The sequence below is a fragment of the Achromobacter spanius genome, from assembly GCF_029637605.1.
GTDB classification, from domain to species: Bacteria; Pseudomonadota; Gammaproteobacteria; order Burkholderiales; family Burkholderiaceae_B; genus Achromobacter; species Achromobacter spanius_E.
Window position 1 is genome coordinate 2520426 of record NZ_CP121261.1, and the last position, 16150, is coordinate 2536575.

14 protein-coding genes are annotated in these 16150 nt (G+C 64.8%); 5 read left to right on the forward strand and 9 right to left on the reverse strand.

Annotated elements, in window-relative coordinates; all coding sequences use genetic code 11:
- Positions 1–75: 75 nt before the first annotated feature.
- The 5 genes from P8T11_RS11130 to P8T11_RS11150 form a co-directional block, all read right to left on the reverse strand.
- Positions 76–864, reverse strand: a complete 789-nt coding sequence (locus P8T11_RS11130) for a fimbria/pilus periplasmic chaperone (RefSeq protein ID WP_268081892.1) — start codon at positions 862–864, stop codon at positions 76–78.
- An 8-nt stretch (positions 865–872) separates the two neighbouring features.
- Positions 873–3425 (reverse strand): fimbria/pilus outer membrane usher protein, encoded by a 2553-nt coding sequence (locus P8T11_RS11135; RefSeq protein ID WP_268081891.1) that lies wholly within the window; start codon positions 3423–3425, stop codon positions 873–875.
- Between the two features lie 161 nt (positions 3426–3586).
- Entirely contained in the window at positions 3587–4348 is a 762-nt protein-coding gene (locus P8T11_RS11140; protein ID WP_268081890.1) for a fimbrial biogenesis chaperone, read from the reverse strand.
- A 13-nt stretch (positions 4349–4361) separates the two neighbouring features.
- Positions 4362–4946 carry a fimbrial protein gene (locus P8T11_RS11145; protein WP_268081889.1) on the reverse strand — a complete coding sequence of 195 codons (585 nt, stop codon included), beginning with the start codon at positions 4944–4946 and terminating at the stop codon, positions 4362–4364.
- Positions 4947–5376: 430 nt separating this feature from the next.
- Positions 5377–6303 (reverse strand): LysR substrate-binding domain-containing protein, encoded by a 927-nt coding sequence (locus P8T11_RS11150; RefSeq protein ID WP_050449283.1) that lies wholly within the window; start codon positions 6301–6303, stop codon positions 5377–5379.
- A gap of 123 nt (positions 6304–6426) precedes the next feature.
- Between P8T11_RS11150 and P8T11_RS11155 the strand changes: the two genes are divergently transcribed.
- The 4 genes from P8T11_RS11155 to P8T11_RS11170 all read left to right on the forward strand — a co-directional run bounded on the left by P8T11_RS11155 (position 6427) and on the right by P8T11_RS11170 (position 10353).
- Positions 6427–6819 carry a carboxymuconolactone decarboxylase family protein gene (locus P8T11_RS11155; RefSeq protein ID WP_100856808.1) on the forward strand — a complete coding sequence of 131 codons (393 nt, stop codon included), beginning with the start codon at positions 6427–6429 and terminating at the stop codon, positions 6817–6819.
- A gap of 35 nt (positions 6820–6854) precedes the next feature.
- Positions 6855–8342 carry an aldehyde dehydrogenase family protein gene (locus tag P8T11_RS11160; RefSeq protein WP_268081888.1) on the forward strand — a complete coding sequence of 496 codons (1488 nt, stop codon included), beginning with the start codon at positions 6855–6857 and terminating at the stop codon, positions 8340–8342.
- A 43-nt stretch (positions 8343–8385) separates the two neighbouring features.
- The gene (locus P8T11_RS11165) at positions 8386–9288 is read left to right on the forward strand and encodes an NAD(P)-dependent oxidoreductase (RefSeq protein WP_268082386.1); all 903 of its coding nucleotides are present in this window, start codon (positions 8386–8388) and stop codon (positions 9286–9288) included.
- A 90-nt stretch (positions 9289–9378) separates the two neighbouring features.
- Positions 9379–10353, forward strand: a complete 975-nt coding sequence (locus P8T11_RS11170; RefSeq protein ID WP_268081887.1) for a Bug family tripartite tricarboxylate transporter substrate binding protein — start codon at positions 9379–9381, stop codon at positions 10351–10353.
- Positions 10354–10386: 33 nt separating this feature from the next.
- Here the strand turns inward: P8T11_RS11170 and paoC are convergent, their stop codons facing one another.
- The 4 genes from paoC to P8T11_RS11190 are packed head-to-tail and all read right to left on the reverse strand — an operon-like array spanning position 10387 to position 15240.
- On the reverse strand, positions 10387–12603 hold the full coding sequence (gene paoC / locus P8T11_RS11175; protein WP_268081886.1) for an aldehyde oxidoreductase molybdenum-binding subunit PaoC: 2217 nt from the start codon (positions 12601–12603) through the stop codon (positions 10387–10389).
- A 4-nt stretch (positions 12604–12607) separates the two neighbouring features.
- Positions 12608–13558 (reverse strand): FAD binding domain-containing protein, encoded by a 951-nt coding sequence (locus tag P8T11_RS11180; protein ID WP_268081885.1) that lies wholly within the window; start codon positions 13556–13558, stop codon positions 12608–12610.
- A complete protein-coding gene (paoA, locus tag P8T11_RS11185; protein ID WP_268081884.1) occupies positions 13555–14196 on the reverse strand; it encodes an aldehyde dehydrogenase iron-sulfur subunit PaoA in 642 nt (213 codons plus the stop codon). The genes P8T11_RS11180 and paoA overlap by 4 nt, the downstream gene beginning before the upstream one ends.
- A gap of 15 nt (positions 14197–14211) precedes the next feature.
- Complete coding sequence (locus P8T11_RS11190; RefSeq protein ID WP_268081883.1) at positions 14212–15240, reverse strand: XdhC family protein; 1029 nt, start codon at positions 15238–15240, stop codon at positions 14212–14214.
- A gap of 228 nt (positions 15241–15468) precedes the next feature.
- Here P8T11_RS11190 and P8T11_RS11195 point away from each other — a divergent pair, with 228 nt between their 5' ends.
- The gene (locus P8T11_RS11195) at positions 15469–16065 is read left to right on the forward strand and encodes a nucleotidyltransferase family protein (RefSeq protein WP_268082385.1); all 597 of its coding nucleotides are present in this window, start codon (positions 15469–15471) and stop codon (positions 16063–16065) included.
- Positions 16066–16150: the final 85 nt, after the last annotated feature.

The following is a 16150-nucleotide window of genomic DNA, read 5'->3' on the forward strand; positions in this document are numbered from 1 at the left end:
TAATCGTCTCTTTCCCATGTCATTCTCCGTACATGCCGGGCGGCGCTCTGGCCGTGCCGTCCGGACTGAGTGAATTCATTGCGTTCCGCGCGCATTCCCCCGGCGCAGCGCCGCCCTCGCTTCGATGATTTCGCCGTCGTCGTTCGCCGCGTAGTAACGCAACGCCGCTTCTCCCAGGCGCGGCGCGGCGCCCGCGGGCAACGAGAACCGCGTGCGAGCCAGCGGCGCGACGGTCAGGCCGGTTAGCGTGATGGGGGTGATGGGGGTGATGGGCGAACCGCCGCCCGCGCCCGCATCCGCCTCCAACTCCACCCGAGCCAACGACACAAAATACGGCGTCTCGTTATGCGCCTCGATTTCGCGGTCAGCCGCGTGATACGTCCATGCCACCTTGCCGATGGCCTCGCTGGCCGACCCCGGCAGGCCTTCGGGCCGATACAGCACTTTCATCCGCAACCGAACCGCAAGCTGCAACAAGTTTTTCTGCGACGGATCGCGCGCCGGCACTTCCAGGAAATTGATCCAGAAGACAGACTCCCGGTCTTTCGGCATGGGTTCCCCCGTGTGCCGCAACAGCAGGCTCATGCGCCCTGTGGGATCCAGCCGGAACACGGGCGGCGTCAGCAGGAATGGCACGGTTTCGCGGCTGGGGTCGGCGGTGAAATCGCCGGAATCCAGCCAGCTTTGCACCAGGATGGGATGCTGCCCGGTGTTGCCGGTGCGTAGCGTCAGCGACTTTTGCCCCGCCGGATAGATGAAGCGCGTGCCGGTCACGACCAAATCCGCCTGCACGGCGCGAACGGGCGCAATCACGCACGCCGCCACCGTCGCCAGCATCAACACCCCACGCCACCCGGCAAGCACGCGCGCGCTCATCGGAGGGACAGCGGCCCGACGCCGCCTTGCTGTGCAGGGGCTGGCTGGTCTTGAACACATTCCAATTCCAGGATGTCGTAGGCGCTGTCGCCGCGCGTGTGGCGAGCGGGCAATTCGTAGTCGATGTGACAGCTTTCGCCAAGGCCGGCTCCCCATTCGATACGCACGGTTCCTTGGTCGCTTTCCGCGCGCATGACAATGCGGCTGCCCTGCCCCACCGCGCCCACCGCGGTGCGGGTTCGCGGGTCGATGGCTTCGGCGCCGAAGGGCAAGGGCGACCCGTCGGCCAGCTTGCTAAGGATCAACACCTGACGCGCGCGCAGCGTGGGGTAGACCAGCTTGATGATGGCGCCCGCGCGGGGCGCGATATTCAACGAACTGGTCTTGAGCTCGATGTCCACGGGCAGGTCGGCGGGGTCCACGTCCACCGAGTTCAAGCGGTAGGGGCTCAGGCTGCCCACCACCGCGTAGCCGCTGCCGTCCACGCGGTTGACACCATAGCCCACGCGCATGCCCTCGGCGTCCTTGGCGTGAACCAGCGCCACGGTTTCGCCCATGGTCTGCGCCAGCGTCACCCCGCCGCCGTGCACAAGCATGGCGCCGTTTGCGCTCAGGGACGCTTGCCGATACCCCCGGCCCTGCCCCACGCTGGCCGACACCGAACCTTGCGGGAAGTTGTAGCCCACGCCCGCGTCCGCGGAATTGGCGTTGCTGCGGCCATTGTGGGCGGCCGACACCGAGTATGAGCCCGCGCCGCGATCGTCCAACGGGCCGCTGACGCTGGACGACAAGCGCGCGCCGTCACGGCTGTCACCGGTGTAGACCCCGCTCAGGCGTGGCGCGCGGGAAGTCATGTCCCGGCGACCCAGCGGGATGGCGACGCTAAGCGTCACCTGCGTGCTTTTCGCGCTGCCCCCTCCCCCCCAATAGCTACCCATGCCGGCGCTATGGACCCGTTGCAGCGCGATGGAATACGACACGTCTCTCCAGTCGTTGTTGTAGCCAACCGAGTAATTGACGTCGCTGCCGGCCCGTGACCAGTAGTTGGCGGTGGACGCCGACGCATACATGCTGCCCAGGCTTGCGCCCAGGTTCTGGCTGACGTTCAGGTCGAAGCGGCTGCGCATGCGGCCATCGCCCTGGTAGCGATAGTTGCGCGACACATTGCCCAACGCCACCGCGTCGCGCAGGCCCAGGTAGCCGCTGGTGGAATAGCGGTAAGCCAAAAGCGAAAGGTTCGTGCCACTGTTGGGCAGGTCTTTGCTGTAGGTGAGCCGGTAGCTGGCGCCGGCGCGCTTGCCTTCAAGCGGCACCTTGGCGCGGGCGGCCGTCAGGTCCGCGGCAAAGGCACCCAGGGTGGTGCTCATCGCCGCGCCCAGCAACGCTGAGCCATAGTGGTCGGTAAACGCCAGGCCACCGTAGCCGGTAATGGCATCGCCCATGCCGCGTTTGAGCGTGCCTTGCAGCACATACGGCGAGGGGCCGCGCAGACCCCGGTCAGCAGCCCGGCCGGCCGTCAGGCTGTACTGGGTCACGCCGGGCCGCAATAGTTGCACGATGGTCGCGAACGGCACGACGAAGCTGCGCGTGCTGCCGTCGGCTTCGGTCACCTGCACGTCCAGGTCGCCGCCATAGCTGGCGGCGCGCACGTCCTCGATGGCGAAGGGGCCGGGGGCAACGGTGGTTTCATAGATGAGAAACCCACGTTGATAGACAGAGACCTTGGCGTTGCTGTTGGCGGTGCCCCGGACGATGGGCGCGTAGTGGCGCAGGGTTTCGGGCAGCATGCGGTCATCGCTGGATAGCTGCACACCCCTGAACGACACGGCGTCGAACAGTTCCCCGCTGGTGGAACTTTCGCCCAGCAGCAACTGCGATTGCCACGCGGGGATGTCGGTCTGCAGGTAATAGGAACTGGCTTGGTACTGCGCGCCGCTGGTTTGCGACCAGAACGCCGAACCGGTATGGCGCAGCCGCAGCGCGCCCAGGTTCAAGCCCGCGTTGATGCCCGCATAGCCGCGCGTCATGCGCCGGCCCTGGCTTTCGGTCGTGAAGACGTTGGCGTTGTAGTTCAGACGCGCGGCGGTGATGCCGCTATCCCATTGGGAAGGGTCCACCCAGCGGTTCGACACCGCCAAGCGTTGCAGGTATTCCGGAAACGTCACGTACAAGCCAAGCTGCGCCATGTCGACGCGGATTTTTGCACCGGGCACGTAGCGCGACAGATCCTCACAGGACAGCTCGCGGGGCAAGGGTTCAACGCCTTCAGCGCGCGACACCTTGCCCAGGTCCAGCCCGCCACGTTCCAGCATGGCGGCGTTGTAGCAAGGCACGGCGCTGTCCTGGCCGGGCACGTTGCGAAATTCAATGTCGTCAACCCCGCGCCATTGCCCGTTGAAGTAGAGGTCCAGCCGGTGCATGCCCGGATCGGCAAAGTTCGCGCGTTGAAAACGGCGAGTGTCGATGGAGGGGCCACCCACTTCCTGCATCAGCATGTAGGAGTCGAAAATTGCGACCTCGTCTTGCGCCCATGCGTTGGCGGCGGCCATGGCGCACGCGGCGGCCAGCAGGCAGCTTCCGGCGCGGGCGGTCGCCCGGACACGGCGCCGCGTTCGCAAACGCGCGCAAGCGGAATGGCGAACGGAAGTCCGCGCAAGTCTAATGTTCATCAAACCGGAAAAGCTCCACCGACTAGGGCCGAGAGGAAAGCTCAATCAAGCAGGAGCTTGTTGAGGGTGCGCCGTCCGCCGAAGTCGTTGATGGCTTCGTACTGAACGGTGGATTGCGCTTCTTGCAAGCCGGCCGCATTCGAGGCCAGCGCGAAGTTCGATGTTCCAAACGGGGCCACCATGCCGTTGTCGACGGCAATGGTTCGTTTGCCCGACACCAGCCCGATACGCGCAAACGACACATGAAACGGCGTGGGGTTGGTGACTTCAAGCTGACGTTTTCCGCCGGTGGTGCGCACCAGTTTCCACGTCAGTTTGTCGGGCGCGGTGGCCGCCTCGTCCGGTATGGATGCGGGCCGGAAGAAAATCTTGATACGTGTGTGAAATGAGAACAGCAACACGTTCACGGCGGACGGATCGCGCGGCGGCGTTTCAACGACGTTCAAATAAAAAAGGCTTTCCCGGTCAGAGGGAAGCGGCTCTTTGGTGTAGGTGATGCGAATATTGGACGCGCTGTTCGGTTCAATCCGCATGACGGGCGGCGTCAACACAAACGGCACGCGGATGTCGGCGGGCAGCGCATTTTCCTTGCCGTCGTCAATCCAGTTTTGCGCAAGCACGGGCGTAGTTCCGTTGTTGCGGATGATCATGATGGAATCGCGCGCGTCGGACTTGATGACCAGACGCGTGCCTTGCAGCACCAGTGCGGCCTGGGCGGGAACCACCCAGGCGCACAGGACCAAGGCGAGCGATAGCACGTGCGCGAACGCATGACGGGCAAACGCCCCGGTGATCGTCGTCATGGCAGTGTCGCGCTTAGTTGTAGCGCAGCGTGTAAGTCACATACGAATCGCCGTCACCGAAGCCGACCGACGTGGCAGTGGGATCTTCGGGCACGTACTTCGCTGAGTAATACAGCACAGCCTGGTTGTTCTTGACCTCGGCAACTTGCGGGTCGGTGTCGGTGATGCCCAGGCGGATAGGCGCGGTGTTGACGGGAGCTTCGGTGCGATTGTTGCGGATCTGGATCTGCACGCCGGCTGCCGGCGATGCACCCACCAGCTTCAGGTTGCCAGTGACCTTGTCGACGTTCGGGTGATTGGAATGGAATTGCAGCCTTACCTTGGTGTCGTTCGCGCAATCGGCCGAGCCGTGCACCTTGATCTGGAAGTCTCTTTCAGGCGCGGAGCCGTTGACAACGTCTTCAGGCTTGACGGTGCCGAAAGAGGGCACATCGGTCACGCCGTTGGCGCCGCCCGCGCTGCCTTCAACGTCGCACGTTACGTCGTTGATCGAGCCGAAGAAATTGACGGTACCCCCCGCGGCGAAACTCGCCCCCGGGGCCAACACTGCCACTAGCAAGCCGGAGGCGGCCAGGGATGTCACGATACTGCGCTTCATGCGATTTCCTCTATTCAGGGATAAGAATGGCGATGGCACTTTCGTGCCAAGCTAAGCGTGCTCGAATGACCCGCAAAACGACTGCGTGGTGGATCATTGCGAGTCCCTGAACGATACGATTTGAGCGCGCGAAATTAACTAGGAGGAAGCTTAATTGGCGCTCTGATAAATCAGATATTTCGCGTTGAATCCGGGGCGTGGGTGCGAACTGTATTGCTGCGTTGCAAAACATGCTTTTCACGTGCCATACAGCGTTTTCAGAGAATATTGCTGCGACGCGCAAGCACCGCGACAGCCTTGCTCAACGGCGACATCCACATGTCGGATTCAGGCTACGGCCGACCCCAACGTGCGTTGGCTTGCCGACATCGATATGGCCGCGCGCGACCGGGCGCCAGGCTCATGCCTTGCTCGTGACCCGCAGCGTGGCTTACACGGCCGGTGCGCGGGCCTTTTCCGACATCCGTCCGTACGAAATCAGCATCGAAGCCAGTGCCTGAGCGGCCGGCGCCAAGGGCACGGCCGCGCGCTGCACCACGCACAGATCGGAATATGGAATCGGTTCGGCGATGTCCAGGGCCGATAACTTGTATTCGAAGCCGCTTTGCTGCAAAACGAATTCGGGCCCCAGGAACAGGAAGTCGGAGCTCGTGATCAGGTTCAGCGTGTCCAGCAGGGACTCCACCGAAATCGCGATGTTTGGCTCGGGCAGCCCGTTCAGCTTGAACCAGTCGCCCAAACGGTTCGACGGCGTGCCTTCCTCGCCCAAGCGGGCGGTATTCACCCAATCGCTGCCCACCAGTTCCCGAATCGACGTTGCGGGCCTGAGCGGGTGCCCCTTACGGCACAAAATGCGCGGCCGCGAGGCGGTGAGCCGATCGCTGCGCAAGTCCGTCATGTCGCTACGCTTGGACACCAGCGTCACCGCAAAGTCCAGCCTGCCTTCGCGTATGCCCGACAGCAAGGTCGTGGACGGTCCGCTGGCCACATGCACGCTGACGGCGGGATGCTGGTCACGCAACTGCGCAATGCATTGAGGCAGAAAGCGCGCAAACGCCTCGGATGACGCGCCGACATTCAATCGCCCGCTCAACTGTCCGCGCAAGGATTGAAAGTCCTGTTCCGCCCGTTCGCATTCGCCCAGGATGATGCGGGCGCGCGCCAGCAAGGTATTGCCGTGATTGGTCAGCACGATGCCGCTATTGGCGCGCACGAACAGCGCCGCGCCCAGGCTTTGCTCCAGCCGGCGGATCTGCTTGGTCAGCCCGCTTTGCGCTACGTCCAGCGAACGGGCTCCCGCCCGGATGCTGCCGTGCTCGACGACAGCCAAAAAGGCCTTGAGTTGGTCCAGAGTCATAGCGTTTACGCCGAAAACCTTTGGTTATCGTGATGGCTTTTTTTGCATCTTACGCCATCCCCCTCGGCTTCCTACACTGGCCTCACCGATTCCTGATCACGACCCCAATCTGGTGAGACGACCTTGAGCAAAGACCTATTTTCGCGTGGCGAAGAAATCCGTAACGAAGTCCTGGGCGCAGCGTATGTAAGCAACTCCGCTGCCGCCACCGATGCTTTCAGCGAACCGATGCGCGCCTTTGCGATCCGCAACCTGTGGGGCGACATCTGGGACCGCCCGGGCCTGGACCGCCGCGCCCGCAGCCTGGTCAACCTGGGCATGCTGGCCGCGCTGAACCGTCCCAACGAACTGAAGATCCATATCCGCGGCGCGCTGAACAACGGCCTGACCCGCGAAGAAATCGGCGAAGTCTTCCTGCAATCCGCGCTGTACTGCGGCGTGCCCACCGGCAGCGAATGCACGCGCATTGCCAAGCAGTTGTTCGCCGAGCTCGACGCCGAAGCGGCCAAGCCGTGACCCGCGTGTCCGCGATTCCAAAGGTGGCGACCGTGATGCCCTATTCAGAGATCGTCCAACAACTGTTGGTGCAGTTGATCGGCCCGGATCCGAAGATCGGATCTTATGTCCATGGCGCCCTGCTGGCGGGCGATGGCGAGCCCATCACCATCACCAACCCCGCCGACGAAACCACGCTGTTGCGCTACGCCGACGCCAGCCCGTCGCAGGTGGACGCGGCCTTGCAAAGCAGCCAGTCGGGCTTTCTGGCCTGGGCCGCGCTGTCCGCCCAGCGTCGTGGCGAACTGCTGATGGCGCTGTCGCAGGCGGTCAACCAGGTTGCCGACCCGCTGGCGCGTCTGGAAGCCGCCAGCACCGGCAAAGCCATCAAGGGTTGCCGGGCGCAATTGGCGGCCGTCGCCGAGACGTTTCGCTATTACGCGGGCTGGACCGACAAGTTCGGCGGCAATGTGGTGCCGGTGCCGGGCGGGCAGTTGAACTACACCCTGCGCGAGCCGCTGGGCGTGGTGTTCGCCATCATGCCGTGGAATTCGCCCCTGTACCTGGCCGCATGGAACATTGCGCCGGCCCTGGCAACGGGTAACGCCGTGCTGATCAAGCCCTCGGAGCTGACGCCCTTGTCGTCGCTGGTGCTGGCCCACCTGGCCGTGCAGGTCGGCTTTCCGCCCGGGGTGATCAATGTGCTCAACGGGCTGGGGCAAACGATAGGCGAGCCCGTCATTGCGCATGATCACATCAAGAAGATCGTCTTCGTGGGGTCGGTGGGCACGGGCCGCAAGGTCAATGCGCAAGCCGCCAAGCGGCCGATTTCCTGCCTGCTGGAGCTGGGCGGCAAATCCGCCAACATCGTGTTCCAGGACGCCGATCGCAAGGCGGCGGTGAACGCCGCCGTGGTGGCAGCCTTTGCGAACACGGGGCAAAACTGCGCGGCCGGCTCGCGCTTGCTGGTGCAACGTCCGATCTACGACGACTTCGTAACCGAACTCGCGCAGGCCGCCAAGCAATACAAGATTGGCGCGCCCCTGGATGAATCCGCCGACAGCGGCCCGATCAACAACCTGGCGCAACTGAACCGCATTGAATCCCTGATTGCCGTGGGTCTGGCCGAAGGCGCGCAATGCGTGGCGGGCGGCAAGGTGGCGGCGCGCGGCCACGGCTACTACGTCGAACCCACAGTATTGAAGGACGTAAGCAACACCATGCGCATTGCGCGCGAAGAGGTGTTTGGCCCCGTTGTCGTCGCCATCCCCTTCGACACCGAAGAAGAAGCCATCGCCATCGCCAACGACAGCGAGTTCGGCCTTGCGGGCGCCGTGTGGACCCGCGACATCGCCCGCGCACATCGCGTTGCGGCGGGCGTCAGGGCTGGCATTTTCTGGATCAACATGTACCGAGACATGCATGTCTCGACGCCCTTCGGCGGCTATGGAAGCAGCGGCTACGGGCGCGGAAGCGGCGTCGAGGCCTTGTACGAATACACCCAGACCAAAAGCGTCTGGATCCCCGTTGGCGCGGGCGCTTGAGCCCCGCCAACCCCTCACTCAGAGAACACGCATCATGTCGGACATCAAAGCAATTGGCGTTATTGGATTAGGAAAAATGGGGCGCGGCATGGCGGCGTCGCTCAAACGCGCGGGCTTTCAGGTCACGGGGCTGGACGCAAACCCCGAGCTGGCAGCCCGCGTGGCGCTGGAAGAAGGCATCAACGCCGCCGGCACGCTGGCGCAACTGCTGGCCGACGTGCAAGCCGTGGTGCTGTCTTTGCCTAATTCGGCCATCGTGCGCAGCCTGGTAGAAGGCGAGGAAGGCATCGCCGCCCTGGCGCCCGCCGGCCTGCTGTTGATCGACACGACGACGGCCGATCCCACCGTTACCCAGGCCCTGGCTGTCGTCCTGCAGGCGCGCGGCGTCAGGTTCGTGGATGCGCCGGTCAGTGGCGGCCCGCGCGGCGCGCAAAGCGGCGAGCTGACGATGTTCATCGGCGGCGCGCCCGCGGACCTCAGCGCCGCCGAACCGGTACTGTCCGCACTGGGAACCAAACGGTACGTGATTGGCCAGGTGGGTGCGGGCGATATCGCCAAGCTCATCAACAACCTGCTGGTCGCGTCGCACCTGCTGACCGCCAGCGAGGCGTTCAAGATTGCCGAAGCCGCCGGGGTGAACACCGCGCAATTGATCGAAGCCGTCAACGCAGGCTCGGGCCGTAGCGGCGTGACGCTCTACAACTATCCCAGCCGCATTCTGAACAAGGGCTTTGATTCCGGCTTCACCATGCAACTGATGCGCAAGGATGTGCGCCTGGCCATCGACATGATGGCGCAGGCCGGACTGGCCCTGCCCATCAGCAGCGAAGTCGGCGCGGTGTGGGCCGCCAGCGCCGCCAGCATCGACGACGCCGAAGATTTCAACCGCATTGTCGAACTGGACACGAACAACGTGGACACCAAGAACGCCATCGCCTACGGCTGACACCTATCCTGCCGACCGGACCGAAGGTGCATAGACGCCTCGGCCCGGGTGTCGTTGTCATCACCAACAGCAAGCTATCAAGGGGAAAATATGAAGATCAAAACATTGGCATTGGGCCTGGCGCTGGCGCTATCCACAGGGCTGGGCGTGAACCCGGTCCAGGCAGCTTATCCAGAAAAACCCATCCGGCTGGTCGTGCCCTTTCCAGCAGGCGGCACGGTCGACACCGTCGCCCGCATCCTGGTGCAGGGGTTGGGCGAAAGGCTGGGCCAGCAGGTCGTTGTGGATTACAAGGCGGGCGCGGCCACCATCATCGGGGCTGAATCCGTAGCCAAGTCCGAGCCAGACGGCTACACACTGCTGCTTGGCACGGCAACCACGTTTTCCGTCAACCCGATCCTGTACAAGAAGCTGCCCTATAACGAGCAGACCAGTTTCACGCCGTTGGGGATCATCGGTTCGACTGGCCTGGTGCTGTTGGCCAACGACAAGGAAAAAGCCTCGACCCTGCCTCAGTTGATCAAGAACATCCAGGCCAACCCCGGCACCTATTCCTATGGCTCGCATGGCAACGGATCCACCGTTCATTTTGCCGGTGAAATGTTGTGGTCCGCGGCAGGCGTGAACGTCATGCATGTGCCCTACAAAGGCAGCGCGCCGGCCATCACCGACCTGATGGGCGGCCAGATTCCCCTGAGCTTCGACGCCATTCCCGCCGCCGCGTCCGCCTTGAAAAGCGGCCGCATCAAAGCCATTGCGGTCACCACCGAAAAACGCTCGCCGCTGATGCCGGACGTGCCGACCATCGCGGAAAGCGGCTACCCCGGGTTCAAGATGGAATCCTGGTTCGCCGTGGTCGGCCCCAAGGGGTTGCCCGCCGATGTTCAGAAAAAGCTGGAGCAGGCCTTGGCGGATACGTTGGCCGACAAGACGACCTCGGACAAACTGCTGGCCGCCGGTATCCAACCCGGTTTCGAGTCCGGCAGCTACTACGCGCAGCGGGTCAAGGCAGACATCGCGAAGCTGCGTCCTATTGCCACCGCCAACAATATCCAGAAGAACTGAACCCACGCCCGGGCCACCGCAACACCCTGGCCGTCAAGCCAGATCCGGCAACCCGGGCAGCAGCTTGTCCAGCGTGATGGGGTAGTCGCGCACCCGCACGCCGGTGGCGTTGTACACCGCGTTGGCGATGGCCGCGCCCACACCGCAAAGGCCCAGTTCCCCTACCCCCTTGGCCTTCATCGGCGACGAAATCGGGTCGGTTTCATCCAGGAAAATGACTTCCTGGCTGGGGATGTCGGCATGCACGGGGACTTCGTAGCTGGCCAGGTCGTGGTTCACGAAATAGCCCGCGCGATTATCCACCGCCAATTCCTCCATCAGCGCCGCGCCCACGCCCATCGTCATGGCGCCTATCACCTGGCTGCGCGCGGTCTTGGGATTGAGGATGCGCCCCGCCGCGCACACGGCCAGCATGCGGCGGATGCGCGTTTCGCCGGTGGCGGCGTCCACCGCCACTTCGACAAAGTGCGCGCCAAACGTGGACTGCTGGAACTTCTTGTCCAGGTCGCCGAATTCCAGCACGTCTTCGGCGACCAGCTCGCCGCCCGCCGCCACGTCGCGCAGCGTGGCGGTGCGGCCGCTGGCGTCGGTGACCGACCCGTCCGCGAACACCGCGCCGTCGGTCGAAAACCCAAGCCGTTGCAGGATGGCGGTGCGCAGCTTGTCGCAGGCCGCGTACACGCCGGCCGTGGAACTGTTGGCGCCCCATTGGCCGCCCGACCCCGCTGACACGGGAAACGATGAATCCCCCAGCCGCACGATGACTTTGGCCAGCGGCACGCCCAGCATCTCCGCTGCGGTCTGCGCAATGACGGTGTAGCTGCCGGTGCCGATGTCGGTCATGTCGGTTTCCACGATGACCTGGCCGGCCGCGTCCAGGCGCACGCGCGCGGCCGATTTCATCACCAGGTTATTGCGGAACGCCGCCGCCACGCCCATGCCCACCAGCCAGCGCCCTTCTCGCCGCGTGCCTGGCTGCGCGCTGCGGTCGGCCCACCCGAAGTGGTCCGCGCCCACACGCAGGCATTCAATCAGGTGCCGTTGCGAGAACGGGCGTTCGGGCTTGGCGGGGTCCACCTGCGTGTCGTTGCGCACGCGGAATTCCACCGGGTCCACGCCCGCGGCCTCGGCCATTTCGTCCACCGCGATCTCCAGCACCATCAGGCCCGGCGCTTCGCCCGGGGCGCGCATCGCATTGCCTTCGGGCAGGTCCAGCTCCATCAGGTTCAGCGCGGTCAGCCGGTTGGCGCCGGCATAGAGCAGGCGCGTCTGCTGCACGGCGTCTTCGGGACCGCCGCCGGGCAGATCGCCTGACCAGCTTTCGTGGCCGATGGCCGTGATCTTGCCGTCTTGCGTAGTGCCGATGCGCACCCGTTGGATGGTAGCCGGGCGGTGCGTGGTGTTGTTGGCGATCAAGGGCCGCTGCAACGCCACCTTCACCGGCCGCCGCGCCGCGCGCGCGCCCAACGCCGCCAGCAAGGCGTCCGCCCGCACGAACAGCTTGCCGCCGAAGCCGCCGCCAATGTAGGGCGAGATCAGCCGCACTTTCTCGCGCGGGATGCCCAGCGTGCGGGCCACGTCGCTGCGCCCCCAATCGATCATCTGATTCGACGTCCACAAGGTCAGCGAGTCGCCCTCCCAGGCCGCCATGGACGCATGCGGTTCCATCATGCAATGGGATTGGTCCGGCGTGGTGTAGAGGTGGTCGATCTTCACCGGGGCTTGTGCGTAGGCGCTTTCGAAGTCGCCGACGCGGTCTTCGCGCGGGTTTTTCTTGCCGTCGTTCTTGCCGGCCTTGCTACCCGATTCCTTTTCCGCCGCCAGGTCGAACGCACCGGCCGCGCGTTCATACTGCACGCGGATCAAGCGGCTGGCGGCGCGCGCCTGCTCCAGGTTTTCGGCCACGACCAGCGCGATGGCCTGGTGATAGTGCTGGATGTCCGGCCCGCCCAACAACACGGCGGTGTTCATCTTGCCCTTGCCCAGCTTGCCGGCGTTTTGCGCGGTAACGACCGCCAGCACGCCCGGCGCGCGGCGTGCCGCCTCGATGTCCATGCTGCTGATGCGGCCCTTGGCAATGGCCGCGCCCAGCACGTAACCCACGGCGGCCTGCGGTGCGGCGTCATGCTGTTCATAGGCGTAGGGCGCCTTGCCCGTGGTCTTCAAGGGGCCGTCGATGCGGTCGACGGCATGGCCCACGATCTTCAATTGATCAATGGGATTTTGGGTGGCGGGAGTATCGAATTTCATCGCGTCAGGCCCTCGCTTGCGCCAGCACTGCACTCAGGGTTCTTGCCGCCAACGTCAGCTTGAACGCATTGTCCTCGGTGGGTCGGGCGTTTGCCAGCAGACGGTCGGCCACTGCACGGGCGCCTTGCGGTATCGCGGCATCGGCCGCATCCAGCCGCCACGGCTGTGGCGCCACGCCCCCCAACGCCACGCGGCCGCTGCCGTCTTCCTGCACTACGGCGGCGACGGACACCAGCGCGAAGGCGAACGACGCGCGGTCGCGCACCTTGCGGTACACATGGACGCCGCCCATGGGCTTGGGCAAGTTCACTGCCGTGATGAGCTCGCCGGGTTCCAGGTTGCTGTCGATGTGCGGCGTATCGCCAGGCAGCCGGTAAAAGTCCGCGATTGGAATCACGCGCGTGGCGCCGTCGGGGCGCACCGTTTCTACCTGGGCGTCCAACAGGCGCATGGCCACCGCCATGTCGCTGGGATGCGTGGCGATACAAGCTTCGCTGGCGCCGATCACGGCCAACTGGCGCGTCACGCCGCCCATGGCCGAACAGCCGGTACCGGGAGCGCGTTTATTACAGGGCATGTTGGTGTCGTAGAAGTACGGGCAGCGCGTGCGCTGCAGCAGATTGCCAGCGGTGGTCGCGCGGTTGCGGATCTGCCCGGAGGCGCCCGCCAGAACGGCGCGCGACAGCACCGCGTAATCGCGCCGCACCCGCTCGTCCGCTGCCAGGTCGGTGTTGCGCACCAGGCTGCCCACACGCAAGCCGCCGTCCGGCGTCTCTGAAATCTGGTCCAGGCCCAAGCCGTTCACGTCGATCAGATGCGTGGGGGTTTCCACTTCCAGTTTCATCAGGTCCAGCAGGTTCGTGCCACCCGCGATAAAGCGCGCGCCGCGCACCTGGGCGGCGCTGGCGGCGGCGTCGGCGGGGGTGCGGGCGCGCTCGTAGGTAAAGGGCCTCATGCTTTGCTCCCCGCCACCTCGGTGATGGCTTCAAGAATGTTCGCGTACGCGCCGCAGCGGCAGATATTGCCGCTCATGCGTTCGCGGATTTCCTCCGCGCTCAAGAGCGGGCGCTCGGTCAGGCTGGCGCTGACGTGGCTGGGCACGCCTTGCGATACCTCTTCCAGCATCGCCACCGCCGAACAGATCTGCCCGGGCGTACAGTAGCCGCACTGGTAGCCGTCATGCTTGACGAAGGCGGCCTGCATCGGGTGCAGTGCCGTTGGCGTGCCCAGCCCTTCGATGGTGGTGATCTCGGCCCCGTCGTGCATGACAGCCAGCGTCAAGCAGGAATTGACGCGGCGCCCGTCCAGCACCACCGTACAGGCGCCGCACTGGCCGTGGTCGCAGCCTTTCTTGGTGCCGGTCAGGTGCAGGTGTTCACGCAGTGCGTCCAGCAGCGTCGTGCGCATGTCCAGCGACACCTCGCGCGCCGCGCCATTGACGCGCAAGGTCACGGTGGTGGACATGGCTTGCATGCCGGCCTGCGTGGCCTGCTGGGCGACCGTCATCGATGGCGTGGCCATCGCGGTGGCAGAAACGGCGCCTGCCTTGAGCAGGTTGCGCCGGGTAATCTTGATGGCAAGCGAATTTTCCAAGGCAGCCTCTTTGTCTTAGTCGGCAACGCGGACCACGCCGCGCTCCAGGTCGTCGGCCAGCAAACCGCATTCCTGTAGCGGATGCGTGCTGGGCGGGGTGGTGTGCCGGATGCGCTCTTGCGTCAATTCGGCCAGGATGGATACCGCGATTTCCGGCGGTGTGCGGCTGCCGATGGGCAGGCCCACCGGCCCGCGCAGGCGCGCCACCTGCGCTTCTGTAAAGCCAAAATGTTCAAGCAGGCGCTTGCGGCGATGGTCGTTCGTGCGCCGTGAACCCAGCGCGCCCACGAAGAATGCTGGCGAGGGCAGCGCTTCCAGCAGCGCCATATCGTCCAGCTTGGGGTCATGCGCCAGCACGATGATCGCCGTGCGGATGTCCGGCGCCAGGGCTGCAACGGTATCGTCGGGCATCGTCGTCAACAGCCGCGTGCCAGGCACATTCCACGACGCGGCGTATTCCTCGCGCGGGTCGCACACGATCACTTCAAAACCCAGCGCCATCGCCATGGGCGCGATGTAGCGCGCGATGTCGCCCGCGCCCACCAGCAACAGACGCCATTGCGGCCCGTGCAGCGTGGTCAGCGTTTTGCCGTCCCAATGGAATTGATCGCCCGGCCGGGCAGGCGCCAAGGCCGCCATGCCGGCGTCCAGGCTGAGGGTTCTTTTGACCAGTTCACCCTTGCCCAGGCGTTCGGCCAGGCCTTGCAGCAGCGCGGTGTCTGGATCGGGTTCGATCAACAATTCCAGGATGCCGCCGCAAGGCAGGCCGAAGTTCAACGCTTCGTCGCGGGTGGCGCCGTAGGTCAGGGCGTAGGGGCGTGGCTGCCAGAGCTCGCCGCGCCGCATCTTGTCGATCAGGTCGTCTTCAATACAGCCGCCCGACACCGATCCCGCGATGCGCCCGTCGTCGCGCACTGCCAGCCAGGATCCGCGCGGCCGGGGTGAGGCGCCCCAGGTATTGGCCACCGTGGCCAGGATGAATCGGTGGCCCTGATGGCGCCAGCTCTCGATTGCGGCTAAAACCTGCAAATCCAGGCTATCCATGATCATGCCCTCCAGATATCGAACTCACTGTAGCAGCGCGCCACCCGGCAAGAAAAGAGGCAAAATCTGCATACTCTGATGAGCAATACTCAACAACGATCTAATGCGCCAAGCCGCTGAAGCGCGAACGCAGCAAGTCCCATGCCCAGCCCCTTACCCGACAGCCCCCCTACACTGGCCCCTTCAGGCGTCCCTTTACGCGCCCCGTCTACTGCCCCGCCCGCATGCGTGGGCGTGCTGCTGGCTGCGGGCCACGGGCGGCGCTATGCCGCCATCGCGCCGGGCCAGGACAAGCTGTTGGCGCTGCTGGGCGATGGCACGCCAGTTGCCCTGGCGTGCGCCCGTGCGCTGCGGCAAGCCACCGCGCGCACCATTGCGGTGCTACGCGCAGACCAAACGGCGCTGCGAGCATTGCTGGAATCGGAGGGATGCGAAATTGTGGTGGTGAAGGCAGACGCAAACGGCATGGGCGACAGCCTGGCCACGGCCGCGCGCCACTTGATGCAAGCGATGCAAGCCCAGGACGATTCGGCCGAATCCGCCTGCCTGATCGCCTTGGCCGACATGCCGTGGTTGCGCGCCGACACCTGTTTGCAAGTGGCTGCCGCAACACGCCGGCACCGCATCGTGGCGCCCACGTGGCAGGGGCGCCGCGGGCATCCGGTTGCATTCGCCCGCGACCTGTGGCCTGAGCTTGCCGCGCTTTCGGGCGATGTGGGCGCGCGCAGCGTGCTGATGCGACATCCGGTTCATGAATTGGTAGTTGACGACCCGGGCGTGCTGGCGGACGTGGACGCGCCGGAGGACTTGGTGTCCAAGCGTTGACGCGCTGCTTTCATCGCATCTCAGACATCCAACGCATCTCAGACACCCAACGCATCTCGGGCATCCATCCCATCTCAGACATCTT

What these genes read in the sequence shown, in the direction of transcription:
- P8T11_RS11170 (WP_268081887.1), top strand. Translation starts at nt 9,379, where the DNA reads ATGAAGATCAAAACATTGGCATTGGGCCTGGCGCTGGCGCTATCCACA.
- paoC (WP_268081886.1), bottom strand. Translation starts at nt 12,603, where the DNA reads ATGAAATTCGATACTCCCGCCACCCAAAATCCCATTGATCAATTGAAG.
- P8T11_RS11160 (WP_268081888.1), top strand. Translation starts at nt 6,855, where the DNA reads ATGCCCTATTCAGAGATCGTCCAACAACTGTTGGTGCAGTTGATCGGC.
- P8T11_RS11135 (WP_268081891.1), bottom strand. Translation starts at nt 3,425, where the DNA reads ATGGCCGCCGCCAACGCATGGGCGCAAGACGAGGTCGCAATTTTCGAC.
- P8T11_RS11190 (WP_268081883.1), bottom strand. Translation starts at nt 15,240, where the DNA reads ATGGATAGCCTGGATTTGCAGGTTTTAGCCGCAATCGAGAGCTGGCGC.
- P8T11_RS11145 (WP_268081889.1), bottom strand. Translation starts at nt 4,946, where the DNA reads ATGAAGCGCAGTATCGTGACATCCCTGGCCGCCTCCGGCTTGCTAGTG.
- P8T11_RS11140 (WP_268081890.1), bottom strand. Translation starts at nt 4,348, where the DNA reads ATGACGACGATCACCGGGGCGTTTGCCCGTCATGCGTTCGCGCACGTG.
- P8T11_RS11180 (WP_268081885.1), bottom strand. Translation starts at nt 13,558, where the DNA reads ATGAGGCCCTTTACCTACGAGCGCGCCCGCACCCCCGCCGACGCCGCC.
- P8T11_RS11150 (WP_050449283.1), bottom strand. Translation starts at nt 6,303, where the DNA reads ATGACTCTGGACCAACTCAAGGCCTTTTTGGCTGTCGTCGAGCACGGC.